General features: G+C 52.2%; 19 protein-coding genes and 1 pseudogene. 13 read left to right on the forward strand and 7 right to left on the reverse strand.

Features of this window, described 5'->3' with window-relative positions:
* Positions 1–145: 145 nt before the first annotated feature.
* Complete coding sequence (locus tag ACFIO0_RS10545) at positions 146–1,003, reverse strand: LysR substrate-binding domain-containing protein (RefSeq protein WP_390910358.1); 858 nt, start codon at positions 1,001–1,003, stop codon at positions 146–148.
* Between the two features lie 85 nt (positions 1,004–1,088).
* Here ACFIO0_RS10545 and ACFIO0_RS10550 point away from each other — a divergent pair, with 85 nt between their 5' ends.
* Positions 1,089–2,111 (forward strand): permease, encoded by a 1,023-nt coding sequence (locus tag ACFIO0_RS10550; RefSeq protein ID WP_390910359.1) that lies wholly within the window; start codon positions 1,089–1,091, stop codon positions 2,109–2,111.
* 26 nt (positions 2,112–2,137) lie between these two features.
* Here the strand turns inward: ACFIO0_RS10550 and ACFIO0_RS10555 are convergent, their stop codons facing one another.
* A complete protein-coding gene (locus ACFIO0_RS10555; RefSeq protein ID WP_390910360.1) occupies positions 2,138–3,292 on the reverse strand; it encodes an alpha/beta hydrolase in 1,155 nt (384 codons plus the stop codon).
* Between the two features lie 194 nt (positions 3,293–3,486).
* Between ACFIO0_RS10555 and ACFIO0_RS10560 the strand changes: the two are divergent.
* The 4 genes and pseudogenes from ACFIO0_RS10560 to ACFIO0_RS10575 all read left to right on the forward strand — a co-directional run bounded on the left by ACFIO0_RS10560 (position 3,487) and on the right by ACFIO0_RS10575 (position 6,717).
* Positions 3,487–4,678 (forward strand): annotated as a pseudogene (locus ACFIO0_RS10560) (IS3 family transposase).
* A 342-nt stretch (positions 4,679–5,020) separates the two neighbouring features.
* Positions 5,021–5,761 (forward strand): hypothetical protein, encoded by a 741-nt coding sequence (locus ACFIO0_RS10565; protein ID WP_390910361.1) that lies wholly within the window; start codon positions 5,021–5,023, stop codon positions 5,759–5,761.
* A 37-nt stretch (positions 5,762–5,798) separates the two neighbouring features.
* A complete protein-coding gene (locus tag ACFIO0_RS10570; RefSeq protein WP_390910362.1) occupies positions 5,799–6,014 on the forward strand; it encodes a hypothetical protein in 216 nt (71 codons plus the stop codon).
* 37 nt (positions 6,015–6,051) lie between these two features.
* Positions 6,052–6,717 (forward strand): hypothetical protein, encoded by a 666-nt coding sequence (locus ACFIO0_RS10575; protein WP_390910363.1) that lies wholly within the window; start codon positions 6,052–6,054, stop codon positions 6,715–6,717.
* Here ACFIO0_RS10575 and ACFIO0_RS10580 read toward each other — a convergent pair.
* Positions 6,707–7,546, reverse strand: coding sequence for an EamA family transporter (locus ACFIO0_RS10580; protein WP_390910364.1), 840 nt, complete (start codon positions 7,544–7,546; stop codon positions 6,707–6,709). The genes ACFIO0_RS10575 and ACFIO0_RS10580 overlap by 11 nt on opposite strands.
* 752 nt (positions 7,547–8,298) lie before the next feature.
* On the opposite strand from ACFIO0_RS10580, the gene ACFIO0_RS10585 reads away from it, so the two are divergent.
* Positions 8,299–9,831: a sulfatase-like hydrolase/transferase gene (locus ACFIO0_RS10585; RefSeq protein WP_390910365.1), complete on the forward strand. Its 1,533-nt coding sequence runs from the start codon at positions 8,299–8,301 to the stop codon at positions 9,829–9,831.
* 22 nt (positions 9,832–9,853) lie between these two features.
* Here ACFIO0_RS10585 and ACFIO0_RS10590 read toward each other — a convergent pair whose 3' ends face one another.
* The 3 genes from ACFIO0_RS10590 to ACFIO0_RS10600 are packed head-to-tail and all read right to left on the reverse strand — an operon-like array spanning position 9,854 to position 13,362.
* Entirely contained in the window at positions 9,854–11,323 is a 1,470-nt protein-coding gene (locus tag ACFIO0_RS10590; protein ID WP_390910366.1) for a M81 family metallopeptidase, read from the reverse strand.
* A 21-nt stretch (positions 11,324–11,344) separates the two neighbouring features.
* On the reverse strand, positions 11,345–12,238 hold the full coding sequence (locus tag ACFIO0_RS10595; RefSeq protein WP_390910367.1) for an SIS domain-containing protein: 894 nt from the start codon (positions 12,236–12,238) through the stop codon (positions 11,345–11,347).
* Positions 12,235–13,362, reverse strand: coding sequence for an FAD-dependent oxidoreductase (locus ACFIO0_RS10600; RefSeq protein ID WP_390910368.1), 1,128 nt, complete (start codon positions 13,360–13,362; stop codon positions 12,235–12,237). Before ACFIO0_RS10600 ends, ACFIO0_RS10595 begins: the two co-directional genes overlap by 4 nt.
* Positions 13,363–13,753: 391 nt before the next feature.
* On the opposite strand from ACFIO0_RS10600, the gene ACFIO0_RS10605 reads away from it, so the two are divergent.
* The 6 genes from ACFIO0_RS10605 (at position 13,754) to gabT (ending at position 21,358) form a co-directional block, all read left to right on the forward strand.
* The gene (locus ACFIO0_RS10605; protein WP_390910369.1) at positions 13,754–15,793 is read left to right on the forward strand and encodes an ABC transporter substrate-binding protein; all 2,040 of its coding nucleotides are present in this window, start codon (positions 13,754–13,756) and stop codon (positions 15,791–15,793) included.
* Positions 15,794–15,909: 116 nt separating this feature from the next.
* Positions 15,910–16,914 carry an ABC transporter permease subunit gene (locus tag ACFIO0_RS10610; RefSeq protein ID WP_390910370.1) on the forward strand — a complete coding sequence of 335 codons (1,005 nt, stop codon included), beginning with the start codon at positions 15,910–15,912 and terminating at the stop codon, positions 16,912–16,914.
* Positions 16,915–16,919: 5 nt separating this feature from the next.
* Positions 16,920–18,062 carry an ABC transporter permease subunit gene (locus ACFIO0_RS10615; protein ID WP_390910371.1) on the forward strand — a complete coding sequence of 381 codons (1,143 nt, stop codon included), beginning with the start codon at positions 16,920–16,922 and terminating at the stop codon, positions 18,060–18,062.
* On the forward strand, positions 18,059–19,060 hold the full coding sequence (locus ACFIO0_RS10620; RefSeq protein WP_390910372.1) for an oligopeptide/dipeptide ABC transporter ATP-binding protein: 1,002 nt from the start codon (positions 18,059–18,061) through the stop codon (positions 19,058–19,060). The genes ACFIO0_RS10615 and ACFIO0_RS10620 overlap by 4 nt, the downstream gene beginning before the upstream one ends.
* Positions 19,057–20,052: an oligopeptide/dipeptide ABC transporter ATP-binding protein gene (locus ACFIO0_RS10625; RefSeq protein WP_390910373.1), complete on the forward strand. Its 996-nt coding sequence runs from the start codon at positions 19,057–19,059 to the stop codon at positions 20,050–20,052. The genes ACFIO0_RS10620 and ACFIO0_RS10625 overlap by 4 nt, the downstream gene beginning before the upstream one ends.
* 22 nt (positions 20,053–20,074) lie before the next feature.
* Positions 20,075–21,358, forward strand: a complete 1,284-nt coding sequence (gene gabT / locus ACFIO0_RS10630) for a 4-aminobutyrate--2-oxoglutarate transaminase (RefSeq protein WP_390910374.1) — start codon at positions 20,075–20,077, stop codon at positions 21,356–21,358.
* A gap of 132 nt (positions 21,359–21,490) precedes the next feature.
* Here gabT and ACFIO0_RS10635 read toward each other — a convergent pair whose 3' ends face one another.
* A complete protein-coding gene (locus tag ACFIO0_RS10635) occupies positions 21,491–21,769 on the reverse strand; it encodes a hypothetical protein (RefSeq protein ID WP_390910375.1) in 279 nt (92 codons plus the stop codon).
* Between the two features lie 104 nt (positions 21,770–21,873).
* Here ACFIO0_RS10635 and ACFIO0_RS10640 point away from each other — a divergent pair, with 104 nt between their 5' ends.
* A complete protein-coding gene (locus ACFIO0_RS10640; RefSeq protein WP_390910376.1) occupies positions 21,874–22,134 on the forward strand; it encodes a hypothetical protein in 261 nt (86 codons plus the stop codon).
* Positions 22,135–22,315 lie beyond the last annotated feature (181 nt).

Consider the following 22,315-nt stretch of genomic DNA (forward strand, 5'->3'; position numbering starts at 1 on the left):
CCTGAGTTGCGACAAGAGCCAACTATCGAAGCGGAGGCAGGGTGAACGGCGCAGTTTTCCAGATTGGACACTGACCATGAGCGCGGCGAAGGGCTCAAGAGAGCCAATTTTGACGTATGCGCAAGGTGCCCGAGCGGCCGCTGGTCTAGACCGTGGTCAAATATGCGGCGCGGATAGCTGCTTTCATCGCATCCTGCGGACCGGTCTCCTGTGATCCGTTTGCTGCCATCACCAGTTTCGAGGCAGGCGTATTTCCGAAGCCAAGAACTTTGTTCATGACTGACAGGCCGGAGTGCAAAGATGAGCGGCCCAGCAGACCGACTGCGATCCCTGCTTCAACTGCTGCGATGACGCCAGAGACGCTTTGGCTGGAATAGACGATGCGGTATGGTCTTCCACGGGCTTTCAAGGAAGTGAGTGCGGCGTCGCGCCACCAGCAAGCGTGATCGAACAAGGCCACTGGCAAGCAATCATCAGCGGGGAATTCCCGATGCGCACACGACACCCAGCACGTCGGATCTTCAATCAACACTTCTTCATTTTCTTTCGGGCATTCCACCTCATAAATCGCAAGGTCGAGGACGCCCTTGTCCAGCGCAACAGGGAAATGCGTACTCAACGCGCAGGTCACATCCAACTCGACTTTGGGGTGGTGACGGGTAAAGGACGCGATGATCTCGGCCAGCTTGGCCCGGCCGTGATCGTCAGGAATACCCACCCGTAATTTGCCTGTCACAGTATTGTGAGAGATGTCTCGCAGCACGGTGTCCAGGCGTGCGGTAACTTCCAGTGCGACAGGCAGCAACTGGCGGCCAGTGTCGCTGAGGACAACGCCGCGCCCGTGCCGTTCAAAGACAGGTTGCCCGATGATGGCTTCTAGGCGCTTGATCTGAAGACTGGTGGCGGATTGGGATCGATGGATGCGCGCAGCGCCATCCGTGACGCTGCCTGCTTCGGTTACGGCGACGAAGGTGCGCAGCAAATCGCTATCCAGATTTTCCATCTGTTTTTCCAATATCAGAAATTGAAGCTATTCATTTTGCGCATGCCATACTGACTGTTAGTTTTCAAGGCTAGAGGAGTATCCAATGTCCAAGCAGACAGTTGCCCGCCGACAATTCAACAAAAAATCCGTGCTGTGGGGCATATTCCTGTTCCTGTTGATAGGTATAAGCTTTGCTTGGCCGGAACACTCATGGAATGCTACCAAGTTTGTCCTGTGGGGTTTGGTCGCCGTTGCTCCTATCGTCATTCCAGGCATTCTTATTGCGGCGTGGATCATCGCCAGCGGAGCAGATGCGCACATTGCCGGCGCATTCGCAGGCAGGACGCTGCGAACGGTGGTGCTCGCCTCTTTGATTGGCGCGATTACGCCGGTCTGTGGGGTAACGGTATTGCCATTGATGGCCGGACTTTTGGCAGCGGGTGTTCCGCTCGCTCCGATCATGGCATTCTGGTTGTCATCCCCGATCACAGACCCAGCGATGCTTGCGACGACGGCTGCGACCCTTGGTCTAAGCTTTGCGATTGGCAAAACGCTCGCGGCTTTTGGGATGGGTATCTTTGGCGGTGCGATCACCGGACTGTTTGCCAAAACGCCTTGGGCATTGAGCGCGCTGCGTGACAACGGGCTGGCGCGCCAGTTGAGTGCTGCGCGTTGTGGAGCGCCTCAGGCTTTCGACCCTTGGGTTTGGAGAAAAGAGGCGCGTCGGCGGGCGTTCAGCACACAATTTTGGGCCACAGCGCGGCTTATCCTGATTTGCCTGATCCCTGCATTCACAGCCGAGTATGCGCTGAATGCAGCGCTAACGCCGGGATCGCTGGCGGCATATGTCGGGGAGGATCAATGGTGGGCCATACCTGCAGCCGTTTTTGTCGGAGCACCGGCCTATATCGATGGGTACGCCGCGCTTCCTTTGACCCGTGGTCTGATTGAAAGCGGCATGTCAGAGGGCGCCGCTATGGCATTTTTGATCTCAGGCGGTGTTATCAGCATCTGGGGCGCCTTGGCGATTGCCCCGGTCCTGAAACTGAAACCCTTTTTGCTATATCTCGCTTTGGCTGTTTTGGGCTCGCTGGCAGCGGGATATTTATTTGAGTGGGTGGTTTAGAGGGCTGTACCTACCCAGAGCCGCCTTTAGCGAACCCTCAGCGAATAACCGCTTCGAGCCCACACCGGACCTGTTGATTTTTTGCTGCGTGTGCGCGCAGCGTGAAAACTGCTGTAATAGCGTAGATACCCCTGCGGCGCACGAGCGCGGATGACGCCGTCTGGGCCAATGTCGAATTGCGACAGGTCAAGGTGCCCTTTGCGGTCTGATCGCACTAAGTCGCGCAAGACTGCGATGGCTGCGGGGGATGTCATCGGCACCAGATGGTCAAAGTTTGAGCCATCTGCCAGTGCTGTGAAATCAAACAGTGTGATGTTGAGGCCAGCCACGTCTTTAGCACGGCTTAGGTCGCCCACTTTTTGACGGCCAATGTTCAGGAAGGCCGACAGGTTCAGGGCGCGGTCTTGACTACTTGTCATAATGACGAACGGATCAGGAAGCGTGCCAATGGCCCTTGCCTGCGCGCGAAAGATATCCGGGTCGATGTCAGGAGCAAACAAGGCGACAACGCGTAAATCATCTAGCACGTCCCGCCTGCCGGTGATCGCAAGCTGGCGCAGCACTTCCATCGTCAGATGCGCGCCCATTGAATGCGCCATTAATGTGATTTCTTTATTCGTTGTCCTGCTGATCTGGGTCAACAGGTCCGCCAAGGGGTCGCGCGAAAACAACACGCTATCACGGTCATAGACATAACCCGTCGCCCTACCCGCAGAGGGCCAGGCGAACAAAATGCGCGGTGATGTGATTTCAAAGTCATGTCCGATTTGCGCAAACCGGTAAAGCGCCTCGGATGGGGTATTGTTGTAGCCATGTACAAAGATGGCGACCTCGTCATCGCGCTCGGCCTTGATACGATTGATGAAACCTGTGCTGTTTTCAAGATCATCGGTGCCAACGACGGCAAAGTCGGTATTGGGGTCGACTGTTTCATCTGGCCATTCGATCTGCCCAAGCGCATGGGTCGGAGGGATTGAAACAGCATATTTTACAAACCGCGTTTTCGCGTTTCTGTCCTGCTTTAGGTCAACCTCACCGGTGCTTGGTAATCGTCCAGTCGTCACATAAATATTCTGGAAACTGGCCGATGGGACCGCCGTCGAAAAGGCAACCCGGTCGGGCACCGGCGTGCAGGATGCAGCAAAGGCCAGGCCAAGGAGCGGCAATCGTATCGCTTTCATGTCACCCTCGCATCACGTTGCATACTGCCCTGATCAAGCCCCTATTCGGTCGCTGTTTCGTCGCCGCTTACGCGAAAGAAGATCGCATAAAGTGCTGGGACAACAATCAGGGTCAGGATAGTGGCAAAGCTTTGAGGTGCCCCTAGTATTGTAGACGCTTTGCTTGGTAATTTTGGAACCAAGGAGAGACGGTTATGAACAAGGGAATACGATTTACAGACGAGTTCAAACAGGACGCCGTGGCGCAGGTTGTTGAGCGTGGTTACGCTGTCAGCGAAGTGGTCGAGCGGTTGGGTATCAGCACCAAATCCTTGTACACTTGGAAGGCGCAGTTTGTGAAGTCACCACGCGCCCGATCTGAGGTTGCGGAACAGGCTGCTGAGATAAGACGGTTGAAGCGCGAACTGGCCCGGGTGACCGAGGAACGCACCATCTTAAAAAAGGCGACCGTCGCGCTGCCCGGCAGGGTATTGCGCAGCAATGCACGAGAGGGAACTTCGCGCGAGAGTCTCAGTGAAGTACGCATTTATTGAGGCTCATCGGGCGGAGTTTTCGGTGCGGTCAATGTGTCGTGTGCTGATGGTGCATTTCAGTGGCTTTTACGCATGGGTTAAAGAACCGTTGAGCCAGCGTGCGCTTGAAGACGCTCGGCAAACTGATCTGCTGCAACAGGCATGGACGGACAGCGGCAAGGTCTACGGCTACCGCAAACTGCACGATGATCTTTTGGATCAAGGCGAGACCTGCTCAGAGAACCGTGTTGCACGTTTGACCAGCTTAGCAGGCATCTCGGCACAGATTGACTACAGACGCCGTCCAGGGCGCTATGGCGGCAAGCCTGCTGTTGTTGCCGACAACACCTTGGACCGTCATTTCGAAGTTGATGCGCCCGATACGGTATGGGTGACAGACATTACCTACATCAGAACGCATGAGGGCTGGTCGTATCTCGCTGTGGTCATTGATCTGTTCTCGCGGCGTGTCGTTGGCTGGTCAATGCAGTCGCGCATGACAACTGATCTTGCTTTGCAAGCACTGTTAGCTGCTGTTTGGCGGCGCAAACCAAAGACCAAGGTGATGATCCATTCTGATCAAGGATCGCAGTTCACGGGCAAAGAGTGGCAATCGTTCCTGGACAAACACAATCTGGATGCCAGCATGAGCAGACGTGGGAACTGCCATGACAATGCGGTGGCTGAAAGCTTCTTCCAGCTTTTGAAACGGGAACGCGTCAGGCGGCGGACATATGTCACACGCGATGCTGCAAGGCAGGACGTGTTCGACTACATCGAGATGTTCTACAACCCGACCCGCAAGCACACCAACAACGGCATGCTGTCGCCAGTTGACTATGAAACAGAACAAGGCAGGCGTCTAGGAAACTAGGGGCACCTCAGAGCCCAATCTGCTCGATGCTGCATCTTACATGAAGGTCGGCTTTAGCAGTGGTGACAGTGTATCAGGTTAATGGTCGTTTACTTGATACACATTGCCTAAAATCCTATGCGCGGTCAGTTTTCGAAAAAATATTTCAAGAGGCACTTTTAGGACATCACCCGGTCGCTTTGAGGGCGGGATGGACAGAGTGCGGAAATCTTCTGCAAAACCCTGATTTTGCGCAAGTGGCACATTCTAAAATATTTGTGCTTCCGAAGCAAATTCTGGGCGCTCTTGCCAACAGCACCTTCTGTTGATAGCGAGGAATACAACCATGGAGGGTGCGTGGTTATGTTGCGTAAGTCGTTTAGCATTTTAGCACTTTCAATTTGTATCCCAAGTTTAGGGTTCTCTGAGCCTCTCTTTTCTCAGCCGGACTGCATTAAAGAACTTTGGGGCAGGAAAGACATTCCGACAGCAAATAATTTTCCCAGAGTGAGTGCAATCTTGGGAAAGCATAATCTGTCAATTTTGGACATGCGCAGTATTGGCGATGTGCCTGCTACAGGTGGGGATAGTAGAAATACTGATGTCATGGCACAAGCAATCCCATTGGAAATACTGTCTTTAACGCGCCGCGCGCTAAAGCAATCCGCATGTCTAAATGCGCCGATTGCATATCCGGAAGGCACTTCTCAAGTGACACTCAGACCTGTTATTCGAGAACGGTTTGTTGCACAGACCGAAGAAGGCATCATTTTTGGGTTTGATCGTGTTTCGAATTTGCCAACCTCAGTTTTTGATACGCACATTTCAAAGAATCTGACATGGTTTGATGCGCCTATCTTGATGCACTGTGAAAGGCCTCTTAACCCTTTGAGAGATTTTAAAGAGGAGCAGTATTGTTACCTCTCGATACAAACACCAGACGCCATGGACATCAGGGTTCAACTTTTAGTCGGCAAAATCCCTGCATTTGGCGAAAATACGCTTTGGCCACCCTTGTCGGTGTTTTCTGAGGCCGACTGGCAAACGCGACTTGACGCCCTTGAAAGTATCGTTCGCTTCACTCTTGAATACCAACGAAAGTAAATTTACTTTCACTTTGAATTAGATCCGAGTTGCTGAATTGACGGCAATTTTCAACAACGACACATCTCACGCAGCGGTTACCGAAGCAGTGACACATCCGCGCGCTGCGTTCTATCGACGCCTGGCTGATATGGGCGAAGGACAAGAGGGTGTTAATCCGTATTCTATTATCTGGCTGAACGGTGCTGCTGATGTGAATGAAAATTCTGGTCCAGAAAGTGCGTTTATTCGGGAATATAACAAGCAGCAATAACCTGACGCGGTTTGGCGGTGATCTAAGTGACGCGAGTATGGATGCCCTTTCTAACAAAATTACCGGTTTGATTTTCGATGAAGTGATCGGTGGAGCAGAAGCCACTTTTACGATCCCACCCATTGCGCTACTGGCAGAAAACGATGCCACTCCTGCCGCAAATGACTTGTTTAATGGAGATCCAGGAGGATGGGCTGGAAACCCATTGTTCATGGGGTTGGGCTATAGCAGGTCTTTCACCAACAACATTATAGAAAACGAAAGCGATACATACGACGCTTTGGCCATGATTAAATTCACCCGTGAAGGGGTTGGAATTGACTTGAGTCTTTCTGCTTTTAACCGATTCATTGACGGGGAAATTAACAGTGCTACTGCAGTGGGTGCGATCACCGAGTTAAACACATTCTTTACGGCCGCCTATGGATTTACTGGGGGCAGTTTTGTGACTTACGCCGCCCTTTCAAACATCTATCTGGGGCGTTTGAACGCTGAGGACATAATTTTCGGGAGTGAAAACAATGATGTCATCCACGGCAGTGTAGGCAACGATTTTATTGTTGGCACGCTTGGTAATGATCTGTTGGACGGAGGCCAAGGTCTAGATGACGTTTCCTTTGAAAGCGAAGCGATACACAATCATACAGCACTACATCCTTCGACGATCGAGAGTTTTCCTCTGCGAGAGCAGGTCACGCGTTAAACCCTATCATCGCTATGCCAAAAGCCATCAAAATAGCTGCGGAAAACCGGCGTTTCCAATTTCCTTCTTTAAGTACGAAGAAGCCGATCAATGTCGCAAAAACTACTGATGTTTCTCGCAAAGCCGAAACAACTCCGAGGTCAGCGAAATTCTTAGCGTAAAGCACGAGACCGTATGCCGTCATGGACACCATGCCTCCAGCGATCCCTACCACCCAAATTCTTACCGGCAATTGCTTAAAGGTATTGCGCCTACGCCAGCCAACAAAACCTGCAATAAACAGATGTAAAAATGCGCCCCAGGCCCAATAACTGAGTGTATTTTCTGACAGGCGAACGCCGACCCCATCAACCAAAGAGTAAACTGAGATGCAGAATCCGGTACCCAGAGACAACAATAAAGCTGACTTTTGGACACCAGACGTGAGGGCTTTCCAACTGCTCAAGAAGATGCCTGCGATGATCAGCCCGATCCCAACCCACACCAGAAACGGCAACACTTCGCCCAACAACAGCCATGCCCACAGCGTTACAAGAACTGGCACAATACCTCGGGCAATGGGATAAACAACGCTCAGATCACCATGTTGGTAGGCGCGGCCCAATAGGTAAAAGTAGCCAAAATGAACTAAAGTCGACAATCCTATGTAGATAAAACTTTCGGCGCTTGGCAGCGGCAAAACAGACACCATAATCGCGCTTGGCAACACATGACCAAAAGCGACAAGACCAAGCGTTGTCGTGCGATCAACAGCGTTTTTGACGATGGCATTCCAGACAGCGTGCATCAAGGCAGCCGACAAGATTATCGCAATGATCGACGGAGACATGGCTGACCTTTAAAACAGCAGTACCGCAAATGTTGTAATCCGCAGGTCCACAAAGTGATACGATGGCAAAGCGTTACCCTCAAGCGATATTGCAGCGTCATGGGCCCGTCTGCATTATAGGCGTTTGTAATGTCTTTTACGATCGTCGCGCTCCGCACGCTTGCTTCCCGTTTCTCCATATTCAGCAATCGCGCGTTTTCTACCACACTGAGATCAAAACATTTGACGCCAGTTTGGCGTTGGCCAGAACATTCTCATGCATTCCACATAATTCGGACCATCCCTCTTCGGAAAATCTACCCCGCTTTTTCCAAACTTCAACCAACACCGTCAAACGCCCTGCAACGACATCTCCCGCCGTTTTTAAACATACGCATATTTCAACATCTCAAACGCATCTCTGCCATTTTCACGGCCTATCGTTTCGATGGCTAGCCCTACGCCTGACAGTTTCTTCACAGACGTCCAAAGTTATCGTTAGCTCGGCACTTCACGCCGACCCGCCCAAACGATGGAGAGCACCAAGCAGCTCAACCTCTAGATAAGTATTTTCGGTGATTTGTTCTTGATCGCGATCATAGGCAACCCAGAATTCCGCCACAAACATCCACATATCTGAGCGAATACTGAAACACACTCACAGCATCTTCTTGGACATTCCGCATATTTAACGTTCATCCGCTAAGAAAGGTCTTTTCAGAACGAATTTTTACGCGTTATTCAACTACAGGGCAAAGGAAAGGGTTTCCATCATGCGCAGCACCAAAAACGTTCTGTTTATTGTGATTGATCAGCTTCGAGCCGATTGCGTCTTTGGTAAACTGGCCCAACACTTAGACCTGCCTAATCTAAGGGCGTTGATGGCGGATGCGGTGACGTTTCAACGTCATTATTCAGTGGTAAACCCATGCGGCCCCTCCCGTGCGTCACTTTTGACAGGGCAATACTCGATGAACCACAGGTCCGTCAGAAATGGCACGCCGATGCGACATGACATTCCAAACATTGCCACTGAAATGCGCCAAGCAGGCTACACTCCGATGCTGTTTGGGTACACCGACACGCCGCCAGACCCACGTGTCTTTCATGGTGATGACCCAGCACTACAAAATCATGAATATCCCATGAATGGTTTTCAGGAAGTCGTCGAAATGCAATTTCAAAAGTCATTGCCATGGCGTTCGCATCTTATCAATCAAGGCTATACGTTTGAGACCCACAACGATGTTTACCGCCCTGTTTCGCAGACTGATGCTGCGCCAAAAATAAACGATCCGGCCCTGTATCTCGCAAAGGACAGTGACACGGCATTTTTGACCGACCGGTTTCTAGCGATGATGCCTGCCTGTCAAAATGAGAACTGGTTTGCGCATCTAACCTATATTCGCCCACATCCTCCGTTGGTGGCCCCAGCGCCATTCAACAGCATGTACGAGCCAGACCAGTTACCGTTGCCCAAACGTCTTGCTGACCCGTTAGATGAGGTCGCAAACCATGCGTTTTTCGGGCCAACGATTGTAAACAATCCACCAGCAAAAAACGTCATTGGCCTTGCTGATCTGGAGGCCACGGATGAAACCACACAGGCACTGCGCTCTGTTTACTTTGGGCTCATTGCCGAAGTTGACCTACACATTGGGCGGGTGATAAAATTCCTAAAAGATACAGGACAATACAATAACACTATGATTGTCGTCACCTCGGATCACGGCGAGATGCTGGGGGACCGACACACTTGGGGCAAATTCACGGTCCACGATGCCGCGTACCACACACCACTCATCATTCGCCAACCAGACAATTCCGCGCAGGCTGGCATGATCCGCAAAGAGCCTGTGGAAACGATCGACATAATGCCGACTATTCTCGATTGGGTTGGACAGCAGATCCCAAATTCCGTGGACGGTAGATCACTATTGCCCCTACTGCGTGGCGAAGTACCGGCTGATTGGAGAACCTTTTCATTTTCTGAATTCGATTTTGCCCGACCAGAAAAACCGACACTTTGGGAAACCACACTTGGAACCGGACCCAGTGATTCATCACTGGCGATCCTACGCGAGGCGCGGTTTACTTTGGTGGAATTTGCCGCCGACCTGTCCCCCATTCTGTATGATCACGACGCCGACGGTGAAGCAAGGAACGTGGCCGATGACCCTGACTACCAGAAGGACCTGAACAGATTAACAAGGCTGATGCTCAAGCATCGAATGAAGAATATGGACCACACATTGTCCTTGAACACGATTACCGACGACGGCCCGCACCTTAGGCTTCGCCACTAAACACGTTGGAAAAGAAAACAGTTCAATCCAATGGAAAGATAGGTCGCGGGACATTCTTGTAGCCCAATGATGCGTAGTCGAGCGTACAAAGCGCGCCGCTGTCACAAACGATAATGCGCCCCGCGATGGGCGAAAATGCCGCGCGAAAATGCTGCATGGATTTCAATGCGACAATCGACTTTTCGGCTGGGTTGATCCCGAATGTTTCGAATTGCTTTAAGTCCAATATCTGATGGGCGATGCTGACTATAAGGATCTCAATTCCTGCGACCTCAAGAACTGCTGTCGCACCAAAGCTACGCTCTAGGCCGCCCATCATGGGCCCGCTGCCGACAACGCGACCGTCGCCCGTCCACTTGACATTACCCGTAACGCGAAGTGGTTTGCCGCCAATTTGTGGTGCCGTCGCACCACCGATGTCTAATGTCACCTCTGCCCCTAGTGGGTAACTATTCAAGGATTTGGCAGCTTTCGGATCGACCAACGCGCCAAAGCACGCGTTCTTGACCTCAGCCCCGAGCAATTCGGCCAACAGGTTGGTCGCATCACCATAGGCACCCGAACCGGGATTGTCGGCGTAATCTGCAATGACCAATGGACCTGCGTCCCCGTTCCATGCATTTGCAGCCTTCGCAGCCTCGGCACTGGTTAAATACGTGTTCATTGCTTCGCAGCGTCGGTTCCATATGTCATCGGCAAGCGCTTCAGCGATAGACCGATGGGCCACGGTATCACCGTCACAGGTGACCAGAACCGTCGGGCCAACTTCGGCGATGTCCGCACAAGGAAATGCGCCGTTGATGCTGATGGCATAAACACCTTTGCGCGCCTCATAGGACCGTGCCAAAGCGTGTCGTTCAATCATTGGGCCAAGGTCTGTGCGTCCTGCATTTGCTTCTTCTAACATTGGTCTGTGCGCACGCAGCGTTTTAGGCTTAATGTCACCTAACATGGTGCGTTGCAAAAGTTCACCGCAACGCCGCCCCGTTGCGCGAAAATCGACATGAGGATAGGTGGTATACGACACAAGGATTTGCGCGAGTTCGCACATTGATGCGGTCACGTTTGCATGAGGATCAAGAGTTACAGCGATCGGCACATCTGGCCCAACAACCGCGCGAAGCCGACCAAGTATCTCCCCCTCACCATCCTCGCAAAAATCAGTGACCATCGCGCCGTGAAGCATCAGGAATATGCCGCCCCAGGACCCTTGCGCGGCGCTGATCAAGGGCGCGGTCAATTCATCAAATGCTTCTCGTGTTACAACACCGCCGGGCCCCGCAGCTGCGCTTATGACATGGTTTATCTGCCAATCATGATCGCGACCTGTGTCAAGCAATCCGGCAAGTTCGGTATTTTGGTCCCCGCGTGCAGAAATCGCCTGTTCCCCATTCAAAAGATAGCGATCCTGAAAGCACTGTATCGTCGTTGGATGTATATTGAAGGTATTGGTCTCATGTACAATTTCGGCGCTTAGAACTTTGAAACTCATGATATGAATCCTACGCCCATCTTATGTTTTTGGTTCTGTTTTGTTTTGGGTGGTTCCATCAACATGGCCGGTAAACTTGCCATAAAGACGCGCAACTTTGTTCATCCGGGCCTCAACCTCGGGCCCAAGTTCCATAAACACACCGTTCACCAAAAGATTGGCAAGACTGGCCATCTGCGCGGTCGAATTCCAAAACAGGTTAAACGACGTAGGCACAACAAAAACCTCGTCCGCACATTTGTGGCCCCAATCGCAGTAAGGGTCAGTGATCAGCGTTACCGGTATGCCCTCGGACTTGGCTTCTTGTGCGAGTAACAGCGCGTTATGCGAATATCTACGGGCCTCAAAAATCACTAATGCTGTATCGTTATCTTCCGCAGCCAGTAGATCTGCAAAGTTTCCACTCGCCAAATCAAGCAGATGCACCTTATCTCTTAGATACTGCAATTGATGGGTGAAAATCTGCGCTATGCCACGTTCCGTTTGAAAGCCAACAACAAAGACCGAATGTACCCGCGCTAATCTTTTGACCACGCGGTCCCACTCAGGCGTGTGCGCAGCTTCATACACAGCGACAAGTGCTGCCATCTCTAACTCAAGACCGCGCGTTAACTGATCCTCACCGGCTCGGTTGCGTTGTTGTAAATCACGCAAACGATCACCGATTAACCAAGGCTGATCACCGATGTCATTGCGAAGGTTCTTTTTGAAATCCTTAAAGCCATCATACCCAATGGCGCGGCAAAACCGGCCGACAGTGGGTTCACTAACCCCAACTTTAGCCGCCAAACTCGCCGCCGTCTCAAACGGTAGACTGCCCAATTCCGCCAACATGTAGGCCGCCAATGCACGGTCCGCCTTTGAAGAGGAGGACATCGCATCGTTCAAACGCTCACGCAGGGTTTGATTACTCATTGATCGCCTCCATAAAGTTGGGTCGTGCGTTCAGGTGCGAGAGATTGCGCAAAGGCTTTGGAATGCGCGCCCACGGTTGCGGTACACAACTCCGCAGTCAACTTGGCCAAAACCGGAGCCATCATGATCCCGTACCCCCCCTGTCCTGCCAGCCAAAAGAAATCGGGGACATCGGGATCAAACCCAACGACCGGAGCCTCATCCGCAACAAAGCTACGCAGCCCTGCCCAACTGTGTTCTATCCGCGCAACCTTGATCTTTGTCTCGCGTTCAATCCAATCGACCAGAACGGCGATATCCATATCATCCGGCCAAGCATCATAAGGTTCGCTTGGCGTCGCATCACCCGGGGATGCCATAATCCTACCGGCATCAGGTTTCAAATAGGCGGCGGTTCCCGCAAAATCTATTGAAGGTAGCGCTGCGCAATCTAGCCCCGCTGGCGCTTTTACAATGATGGCCGTTCGCCGTTTTGGGACCAACCCGATGGACCGCGCGCCTACCATTGCACCGACTTTATCAGCCCAAGCCCCCGCCGCATTTACGATACATGCCGTCGAGAAACTTTCACTGGCAGTGTTGACGCGCCAAACACGATCTTCACGCAAAACAGACAAAACACGATGCTTAGTTGCGATTATGGCACCACGGGCTTTTGCCCCATTGATAAAGCCAAGGTGAAGTGCTGCCACATCAATATCGCTGACGCCTGCCTCAAAAACTGCATCCGCAACCCGCTCAGAACGTAAAAACGGAGCCATTTCCAAAGCATTTTGGGGGGCGATCCGACATACGCTGTCCGAAGGTTCCGACCTAGCAAGCAAAGCATCAAGTTCACCTTCTAGACCACCAGAGGCCACAGTGAGGCACCCACGTGTGGTCACCAAAGGTGTTTCACAGAATCCTAAAGGCGGCGACTGGAAAAAATGCGCGCTGGTCGCATTGATTTGCATAACAATTGGGCAGCCATAATTTCGTGTAAACAGCGCAGCTGACCGGCCCGTGGCATGATATCCGGTCGTGTCTTCTGCCTCTAGCAGCAACACGGACGCATCTGCCGCCAGCTCATACGCCGCCGATGCACCAGCGATTCCTCCGCCAATCACTAGAAAATCATAAATCATCGAGATAACCTTTGTCAGGACAGTGGGACGCGGAACCGGCCAATTCCTGTACATGGCTGTTTTCTGGCTGCTACTGCAAGAAAAACAAAATTTATTGACTCCATGCAAGTTATATTACTTACTTTAGATAGCTGCGGGGAAATTACATGACTACACAATTGTGCGACTGCCCTCACCTAGGGGTGCCTACCACGTTACCAGACCACGCATGCGCCAAGCACATCGACCCAAAACCTTCAAAAAATAGCACCCCGTTTTTAGGCTGTTACAAAACGCATTTAGCAACGCATTGAGTCCAAATATTGGATCATAATTTCGAACACGAACAATGGCCTCTAGCTCAACAATCTGTTTGCCGACACACGGCAAAAACCCAACAAGGAAAGACATCATGAAAAAGATACTTTTATCTAGTGCGGCGCTGACAGCCTTTGCTGGTGCAGCGATGGCGGCCTGCCCGGCTGTCACCGTATCAGACCCGATGGGTGTTGGTGCGGGCGCGTTCCCCCAACAGTACGAGTTGGCAGAATTCCAAACACTGGCAAATTGCACGCTAGAGGTTTCTGAAAACCCTGACATCGCAGCAATGAACGCACGCATTCGTGGCAACCCTGACATGCCCGCACTGGTGGATCGCTTACCATCAGAGCCGTTGGTTGTTGCCCCATATGACACCATCGGCAGCTATGGCGGCATGTTCAACGCGCTGTCCAACGCGACCGAGGCAGGCACATCCGACTTTATGTCTGTGCGCCACGTCAATCTGGTGCGTTACGCCGATGATCTGACAACAATAGTACCCAACGTCGCTAAAAGCTGGTCATGGAACGATGATTTCACGCAGCTGACATTTGTTCTGCGCGAAGGCCACAAGTGGTCTGACGGTGCCCCGTTTGGTGCAGAGGACGTCGAGTTCTGGTACGAAAACCTGCAACTTGATTCCAACGTGATCGAAAGCCCGAAAGACTATGTTTTGGCTGGTGGCGAAGCGATGACCGTTGACGTGATTGATGCGCTGACTGTGCGTTTCAACATGCCATCGCCAAAGCCGGGGTTCTTGGCCCACTTTGCGAACCACTACGCGCAGGGTTTCCAGCCCAAGCACTTCCTTGGTCAATTTCATCCTGACGTAAATCCTGATGCGGATGCGCTTGCCCAATCGCTTGGGTTTGAGAACGGTTATGATCTGGTCAAAGCGTATTACGGCAGCTCTGATTGGATGGACACGCCAACACCAATGCTGGCCCACCCAGACAAAGTAGCGAACCTGCCGCTGGATGCGGCGCCAACTTTGGAAAGCCACATCGTAATCTCGGAGAGCACCGAAGGTCGCCAATTTGTCGCCAACCCGTATTTCTACATGGTCGACACGGCTGGCAACCAGTTGCCTTATATCAACGAGATGGACGAGATCTTTGTTGGTGAAAGCGAAGTGCGTTTGCTGAAACTGGTCAACGGTGAGGTCGATTATAAGGCGCAAGCCCTACAGATCGATTACGTGCCATTGCTGCTGGAAAATCAAGAAAAGGGCGGATTCGTTGTCGATCTGAAACCCGACATCACGATGCCAACCTTTGCCTTCAACGTCACGTCCGATGACCTTGAAAAACGCAAAGTTTTTGGCGATCTGAAATTCCGCCAAGCGATGTCTGTCGCGATGAACCGGGACGAAATCAACGAAGTCGCGATGTTTGGCCTAGGGACGCCGCAGCAATATGTCGGTTTCTCACCAACGCCTGATTTTGTCCCTGCACAATGGGAACAGCATTTCGCACAGCATGATCCAGAGATGGCCAAAGCGTTGCTGGACGAAATCGGTGTCGTTGACACGGACGGTGACGGCATGCGCGAATTGCCAAATGGCGACCCGCTGACGCTGAACCTGCAAGTTGCTACCCAAGGCATTTCAATCAAGATCGTTGAACTGGTTGGGCAAAGCTGGCGTGACGTTGGCATCAACAACACGGTCAAAGAGGTTACGTCGGACGAATACCGCTCGGCACAATCCTCGAACCAGCTTGATGTGACATTGTGGGAAAAATCTGTGCCGCTGGCAGTTGTCCTTGGGAATGGTGAAATCTTCATCCCGCCATATGACAACTACTTCAATATGCGTACTGCAATGTTGTGGGGCGAATACGTTGAATCCGATGGCAGCGCAGGCGTGAAACCACCAGAGTATGCCTACCAAATGATGGCAGACGTCAAAGCGTTTCAGGCCGCCCAAGTCGGCACACCTGAATCTGATGCGGCGGGTCTACGCTTGGTCGAAACCATGACCAGCAACCTGTTGTTTATCGGAACCGTGAAAGAGCAAAAGCCGATTTATTACGCGGCCGCGCTCAAGAACGTGACGCAGTTCAAAACGGCGTCTTATGCCTACTACCGGACGTACCCTTACCGTCCATCGCAGTGGTATCTTGACGAATAAGATCGATACTTAACGACTAAATTCAAGTTGCGGGCTACACGTTAGGCCCGCAACACACTGTAAAAAAAACGCGAACCCAAAAATGGGTCGTATATGTCTTCGGGGCGGAAACACAGATGGTCCAGTTTCTACGATTTGCGATAATCCGTGCAGCGCTCGCTTTTTTCACACTTTGCCTTGTTTCCTTCATCGTCTTTTCCTTGATGGAACTGGTGCCCGGTGACTGCGCCGAACGCTACCTTGCCTTTAAAAACAGCCAAGGTGCGATGATCTCTATCGCTGATATCGAGGTCGAGCGCGTCCGTCTTGGGCTAGACCGCCCTTATCTTGAACGATGGACAAAGTGGATATTCAACGCCTTTCAGGGCGAATTTGGCGACAGTTGTATTCTGCGCCTCAACATCAGCCAGCTTCTGGGTCAAAAGGTCTGGCTTAGCATCGGTATCTGCCTTGGCTCGCTGCTGGTCGCATATGCCATCGCAATTCCAGTCGGCATCATCGCTGCCACGTCACGCAACCCTTACCTGAACAACAGCCTGCGCCTTGTCAGCTACCTTGGTTTGGCCTTGCCGAACTTCTTGCTAGCCTTAATGATCATGCTGTTTTCCACCGTCATGTTCGGCGACAGTCTTACCGGATTGTTCTCGGCTGAATACCGCGATGCACCCTGGAATTGGGGCAAGATCAAAGATTTCCTGAGCCACGTTTGGCTGCCCGTCTTTATCCTAGGTTGGTCGGCCACTGCCTTTGCAATTCAAACCGTGCGCGCCTTGATGTCTGATGAAATCAGCAAGCTATATGTAACTGCCGCCACCGCACGTGGGGTATCAGGACGCCGGTTGCTGATGCGCTACCCTGCGCGCCATGCGCTCAGTCCGATTATCAACTCACTGGGCTTTGATCTGAACCGCATTTTTAACGAACTACCCATCGTCGCATTGATCCTGACCTTGACCGAAGCCGGATCGTTGCTGATCGAGGCCCTCGCCCGCTCGAACGATCAACAGCTTGCAGGCGCGATCATCTTTTTCCTGACGGGCAGCATCGTCGCCATCAACTTTATCACTGATATCGTGCTGGCCCTGATCGATCCGCGTATTCGTCGCAGCATATTGGGATAACAGATATGACCGAAACCAATATCTACACAGCCTCAATCGATCAAAGCGCCAAGGATGCTTATTTCACCGCATCGCAGGGACAATTGATCTGGACACGCTTCAAGAAACAAAAGGCTGCGATGGTCGGCGCATGGGTTCTGGTGTTCTTGGTTCTGTCGGGTGTCTTTGCACCGTTTCTGACCCCCTATGACCCGACGATTGCGGGACGCGACAAAGCCTACCTGAACGGCGCACCAACAGTTCCACATTTCTGCGATGACAATGGGTGTTCTTTGCGTCCGTTCATCTATGCGGTTGAACGGGAACGTTCGCTTAAGACCAATTTTCGATGGGTCACAACGATCAACACAGACAAGCGACAGTATGTTCAGTTCTTTGTTGAAGGATCAAAATACAAGTTCTTTGGCATGACGTTTGAAACCCATTTGTTTGGACTGGATGAAGGCTACATTCACCTGTTTGGCACTGATTCAACGGGCAAGGATATCTTTTCGCGCACCTTCCACGCCATCAACACCTCCCTTGCGGTTGGAACAATCGGTGTGTTCATCGCCTTTGTGTTGGCCCTAATTATCGGCGGTATATCAGGGTATTACGGCGGCTGGATCGATTCAATAATCCAGATGGTGACAGACGCCGTGCGCACCATCCCCGCCATTCCCCTGTTCATGGCGCTCGCCGCCTTTATCCCTGATACGTGGAGTGCTGAGGAGAGGTTTTTCTTTATCTCGATCATCCTGGGATTCATCGGTTGGCCAACACTTGCAAGACGGGTGCGCACCCACTTGCTAACCGAACGAAATCAGGAATATGTTCTGGCCGCGCAACTGTGCGGTGCCTCTTCGGGGCACGTAATTCGCAAGCATCTTCTGCCCAGTTTCACCAGCTACATCATCGTCGATCTGGTGATCTCGTTCCCTTACATGGTGCTGTCTGAAACCGCGCTTAGCTTTATTGGCCTTGGCCTCAAGGACCCCGTAAATTCGCTGGGCGTCATGTTGCAAAACGTCACCAGCGCCGATGTGCTGCTGAACTATCAATGGTATTTCATACCGGTCATTTTCTTCATCGTTTTGGTCATGGCCTTTGTGTTCGTGGGCGATGGATTGCGTGATGCGGCTGATCCCTACGGAGACACCAAAAAATGAGCCGCCTGATTGATGTTGAAAACCTGACCCTGCAATTTGATACCGACGAAGGACGCATTACTGCCGTCGACGACGTGTCATTCAGCTTGGAAGCAGGCGAGATTATGGGGCTGGTCGGTGAAAGCGGATCGGGTAAATCCGTCACCGCAAAATCACTGATGAAATTGAACCCGCGCAATGCAATCTACGGGCCAGAAACCAAAATCACGCTGCACCTTGATGATGGTCCGGTTGATGTCATGTCACTGCAAAACGATCACGAAATGAAGGTTGTGCGCGGTGGTGCCATTTCGCTGATTTTCCAAGAGCCGATGGCCAGCTTCGCCCCCGCCATTTCAATCGGCGACCAGATGGTCGAGCAGCTGTTGATCCACACAAATTTCAACAAAACGCAGGCCAAAGACCTGTCAATAGAAATGCTAGACCGCGTTGGAATTTCGGACCCTAGCACCCGCTTTGGACAATACGCGTTTGAGCTGTCAGGCGGCATGCGCCAGCGCGCGATGATAGCGATGGCTCTGTCGACCAAGCCCAAATTGCTGATTGCAGACGAACCCACAACCGCGTTGGATGTGACGATCCAAGCGCAGGTGATCGATCTGATGAAAGACCTCGTATCGGAGTTCGGGATGGGCATCATATTCATCACCCACGACCTTGGGGTGATCGCCCAGACGGCGGATAAAGTCGCCGTGATGTACCTGGGCAAGCTGGTTGAACAAGGCACCGTGCGCGATGTCATTCGCAAATCTGCACACCCGTATACGCGCGGATTGCTCGCGGCCCTACCGACATTGGATGACATCGACGCCCCGCTAACCCCGATCCCCGGTGATATTCCTTCACCGTTGGAACGGCCACCTGGCTGCGTCTACAACACCCGTTGTCAAGAAGTTGTGGGGCCACAATGCTCGACCCAAGTGCCTGCCTTTGCCGCGGTCGAAAATGGGCATGTGGCGGCCTGCCACATTTATGATCCAGCGGGAGGATCACAATGAGCCAGAAACCTCTGATCACAGCGCAAAACCTATCGGTTCATTATGCGTTGCGCGGCGGCATCATCGGCCCTGCCCCGTTCGTGCGCGCGGTTGATGACGTCAGTTTAGAAATCGCACTGGGCAGCTTTTTCGGTCTCGTCGGAGAATCCGGATCAGGCAAAACCACGCTCGGCCGCGCCATGTTGCGCGCCGCCCCGATCAGCAAGGGTGACGTGAACTTTGATGATGGAGAGGTCGCTTATTCGCTCAAGGACCTCGGCAAAAAAGAATTGAAAGACTACCGCAAGCGCGCACAGTTAATCTTCCAAGACCCCTACGCCGCCCTTAGCCCGCGCATGACCGTTCGCGATATCATCGCAGAACCGCTCGAGGTTATGGGGCTGACAAAATCCCGCGCCGAAACCGACGAACGGGTCCGCGAAATCGCAGCAAAATGCCGTTTGAATGTCGAACACTTACGACGTTTCCCGCATGCGTTTTCTGGCGGCCAACGCCAACGCATATCTATCGCACGCGCCTTGGTGTCGGGGCCAAAATTTATTGTGGCAGATGAAAGCGTTGCGGCCCTTGATGTGTCAATCCAAGCGGATGTGCTGAACCTTCTGAAAGCTATCCAACAAGACATGGGGCTGACATTTCTATTTATCAGCCACGACCTGAGCGTTGTCGCCCATGTCTGCGATCATGTTGCTGTCATGTATTTGGGCCGCCTTGTCGAAACGGCACCAACCCGCACACTGTTTTCCGGCCCGAAACATCCCTACACAAAGGCGCTGCTGTCAGCGATCCCGTCCCTTGATCCGGATGACCGTGGCAAGGCGCAAAAACTAATCGGGGAGATCCCGTCACCCACCAACCCACCACCCGGCTGCAAGTTCCAAACGCGCTGCCCCGCCGCGATTGATCGGTGCCGCGTTGAAGAACCGGTTTTGGAAACCGCAGGCAACGAACATCACGTGGCCTGCCATCGCTGGAGAGAACTCTCAGCCTGAAGCCGACAAAAGCGAGACCAAGATGAGCAATCAAGACCTTGAGGCCAGGCGCAATAATGCGGTCGCACGCGCGATCAGCTTTTCATCGACATTCGTCGCGCAAAGGGCTGAAAACGCCGAAGTCTGGGATGTTGAAGGCAATCGATATATTGATTTTTGCGGCGGCATCGGGTGCCAAAATGTTGGCCACCGCAATCCACGAGTTGTCGCGGCGATCAAAGACCAACTTGATCAGCTGACCCATACCTGTTTTCAGGTCACACCATACAAATCATACATCGAACTGGCGGAGCGGCTAAATGCGCTACTTCCCGGTGATTTCGCCAAGAAATCGCTTTTCTTTTCGGCCGGCGGTGAAGCCGTTGAAAACGCAATCAAAATTGCGCGATATTACACGCGTCGTCCTGCGATGATCACCTTCACAAACGGCTATCACGGGCGGTCATACATGGGCATGGCGCTAAGTGCGCGTATGGTTCCATTCAAGGAGGGGTTTGGCCCTTTCCCCGGTGAAATTTACCGGTTGCCTTTCCCCGATGACTTTCACAACGTCACGCTGGACGACACCAAACGTGCGTTCGAGACCTTGTTTCGCAGTGACTGCCCACCCGATCAAATCGCCGCGATGTTTTTTGAACCTGTGCAAGGCGAAGGTGGCTATAACATCGCCACGCTCGAGTTTCTTGAATACCTGCGCGCGCTTTGTGACGAGCATGGCATCGTTCTGGTCGCCGATGAAATCCAAACCGGCATGGGGCGCACTGGAAAGATGTTCGCGATGGAACACTATGACATCAACCCGGACCTGACTTGTATCGGCAAAAGTATCGGCGGCGGGCTGCCCATTTCTGGTGTTGTTGGTAAAGCCGACATTATCGATGTCGTCCCTCCAGGGGGCTTGGGCGGAACGTTCGGCGGCAATCCTATGGCCTGCGCGGCCGCCCTTGCTGTGCTGGATGAGATTGAACAAGAACACCTGCTGCACCGTGGCCTCGAAATGGGCGCTCAGATTGATACGCGATTGCGGAAAATGGCCGAACGAAACTCCCTCCATTGCATCGGCGATGTGCGTGTGCTTGGCTGCATGAATGCTATCGAAATAGTCACGGACCGCGACAGCCGCGAACCTGATGGTGACTTAACCGCCCGCATTGTGACAAAGGCCCTGAACAACGGGCTTATCCTTCTCACTGCGGGACCTGCGCGTAACGTTATCCGCTTGTTAGTCCCGCTTACCGCGTCGCCCGAAATCATCCATAGTGGTTTGGATATTCTTCAGGCATCGTTGGAAGAAGCGCTGGCCTGATCAGATCGTCGCTGCATAAAATGCAATGCAGTTAGGTAAACTTCCTGAACAATTTTGTCTGGTCAAACATATCCTCTAGTATTATTAAACCGTTCTTTGATTTCGTCATAATCTGGATTTAGAACCACTCAATCAAAGCGGCACTGCGTTTTCGTTAGTAGGCTTGCCTGGTTTCCAGATATTTTTCATGGTTGAAGTGGTTGTAAATCTGTCCGTGACAACTGACAAACCTTGTAGCGTCGCAGCCGATTTACAACGCTGAGATCGCGAAACGCAGCTCAGTATGAAGGCAACTTGTCCGATTTCTTTGGCAAACTTCGCGCCAAATCGCGTCACCCAAAATCGAACCATTTCGTCGAAAATATCAATTCCGCGCTCATGCAAAACGTCTTCGATCTGCCAAAAACTCATCGGATATCGCACTTAGTACATTACCGCGAGGTGATTGATTTCAGGGTTAGTTTCGAAGTATTCAAACGGATTTTGAGTGGCCGTTGAACAAAATCGGAGATCACATGATCGATCGCCAAACTTATCTGACAACGCCCGCGATTTCCGTAAAGCAGCCATTCGATCTCATTGCAGCATCGGTCAATATGGATTCAAACGAGATTTTCGCTGCAATTGCGAAGGCCGCATCGAGTGCTTGGGCACGCCGATGGCGGCTCTGCGGACGAAGCGCCATTTCGCTGCGTTTGCGCAGGAGTCTGCTTTCGTGCGCTTTGCGGACCTTCACCTTGGAATGTTCCGAAGTTGCACAGATACACTGGCTGTGACATTGGTTCAAACGGTCGGCTTGTCCACTCCTCTATCGGTAAGGACCTGGGTGAAGGGTTCCAACAGAAAACCGCGGAAAATGCTGGCGTCGAGTTCAGTTGTTGATCCGCCATACGACACCCAAATTACGGAGGGTCTGTCCTAAGGAGGTATTTCAAAAGACTGACAGTTCTCAGGGCC

Origin of the sequence: Pseudosulfitobacter sp. SM2401, assembly GCF_042932805.1 — a bacterium.
GTDB lineage: Bacteria > Pseudomonadota > Alphaproteobacteria > Rhodobacterales > Rhodobacteraceae > Ascidiaceihabitans.

Bases quoted from the DNA above. Each gene is read 5' to 3' on its own strand.
- ACFIO0_RS10620 (WP_390910372.1), top strand. From the start codon at position 18,059: ATGAGCCGCCTGATTGATGTTGAAAACCTGACCCTGCAATTTGATACC.
- ACFIO0_RS10595 (WP_390910367.1), bottom strand. From the start codon at position 12,238: ATGAGTAATCAAACCCTGCGTGAGCGTTTGAACGATGCGATGTCCTCC.
- ACFIO0_RS10625 (WP_390910373.1), top strand. From the start codon at position 19,057: ATGAGCCAGAAACCTCTGATCACAGCGCAAAACCTATCGGTTCATTAT.
- ACFIO0_RS10580 (WP_390910364.1), bottom strand. From the start codon at position 7,546: ATGTCTCCGTCGATCATTGCGATAATCTTGTCGGCTGCCTTGATGCAC.
- ACFIO0_RS10590 (WP_390910366.1), bottom strand. From the start codon at position 11,323: ATGAGTTTCAAAGTTCTAAGCGCCGAAATTGTACATGAGACCAATACC.
- ACFIO0_RS10575 (WP_390910363.1), top strand. From the start codon at position 6,052: ATGGATGCCCTTTCTAACAAAATTACCGGTTTGATTTTCGATGAAGTG.
- gabT (WP_390910374.1), top strand. From the start codon at position 20,075: ATGAGCAATCAAGACCTTGAGGCCAGGCGCAATAATGCGGTCGCACGC.
- ACFIO0_RS10635 (WP_390910375.1), bottom strand. From the start codon at position 21,769: ATGAGTTTTTGGCAGATCGAAGACGTTTTGCATGAGCGCGGAATTGAT.
- ACFIO0_RS10585 (WP_390910365.1), top strand. From the start codon at position 8,299: ATGCGCAGCACCAAAAACGTTCTGTTTATTGTGATTGATCAGCTTCGA.
- ACFIO0_RS10600 (WP_390910368.1), bottom strand. From the start codon at position 13,362: ATGATTTATGATTTTCTAGTGATTGGCGGAGGAATCGCTGGTGCATCG.
- ACFIO0_RS10610 (WP_390910370.1), top strand. From the start codon at position 15,910: ATGGTCCAGTTTCTACGATTTGCGATAATCCGTGCAGCGCTCGCTTTT.
- ACFIO0_RS10615 (WP_390910371.1), top strand. From the start codon at position 16,920: ATGACCGAAACCAATATCTACACAGCCTCAATCGATCAAAGCGCCAAG.
- ACFIO0_RS10640 (WP_390910376.1), top strand. From the start codon at position 21,874: ATGATCGATCGCCAAACTTATCTGACAACGCCCGCGATTTCCGTAAAG.
- ACFIO0_RS10555 (WP_390910360.1), bottom strand. From the start codon at position 3,292: ATGAAAGCGATACGATTGCCGCTCCTTGGCCTGGCCTTTGCTGCATCC.
- ACFIO0_RS10565 (WP_390910361.1), top strand. From the start codon at position 5,021: ATGTTGCGTAAGTCGTTTAGCATTTTAGCACTTTCAATTTGTATCCCA.
- ACFIO0_RS10550 (WP_390910359.1), top strand. From the start codon at position 1,089: ATGTCCAAGCAGACAGTTGCCCGCCGACAATTCAACAAAAAATCCGTG.
- ACFIO0_RS10605 (WP_390910369.1), top strand. From the start codon at position 13,754: ATGAAAAAGATACTTTTATCTAGTGCGGCGCTGACAGCCTTTGCTGGT.
- ACFIO0_RS10545 (WP_390910358.1), bottom strand. From the start codon at position 1,003: ATGGAAAATCTGGATAGCGATTTGCTGCGCACCTTCGTCGCCGTAACC.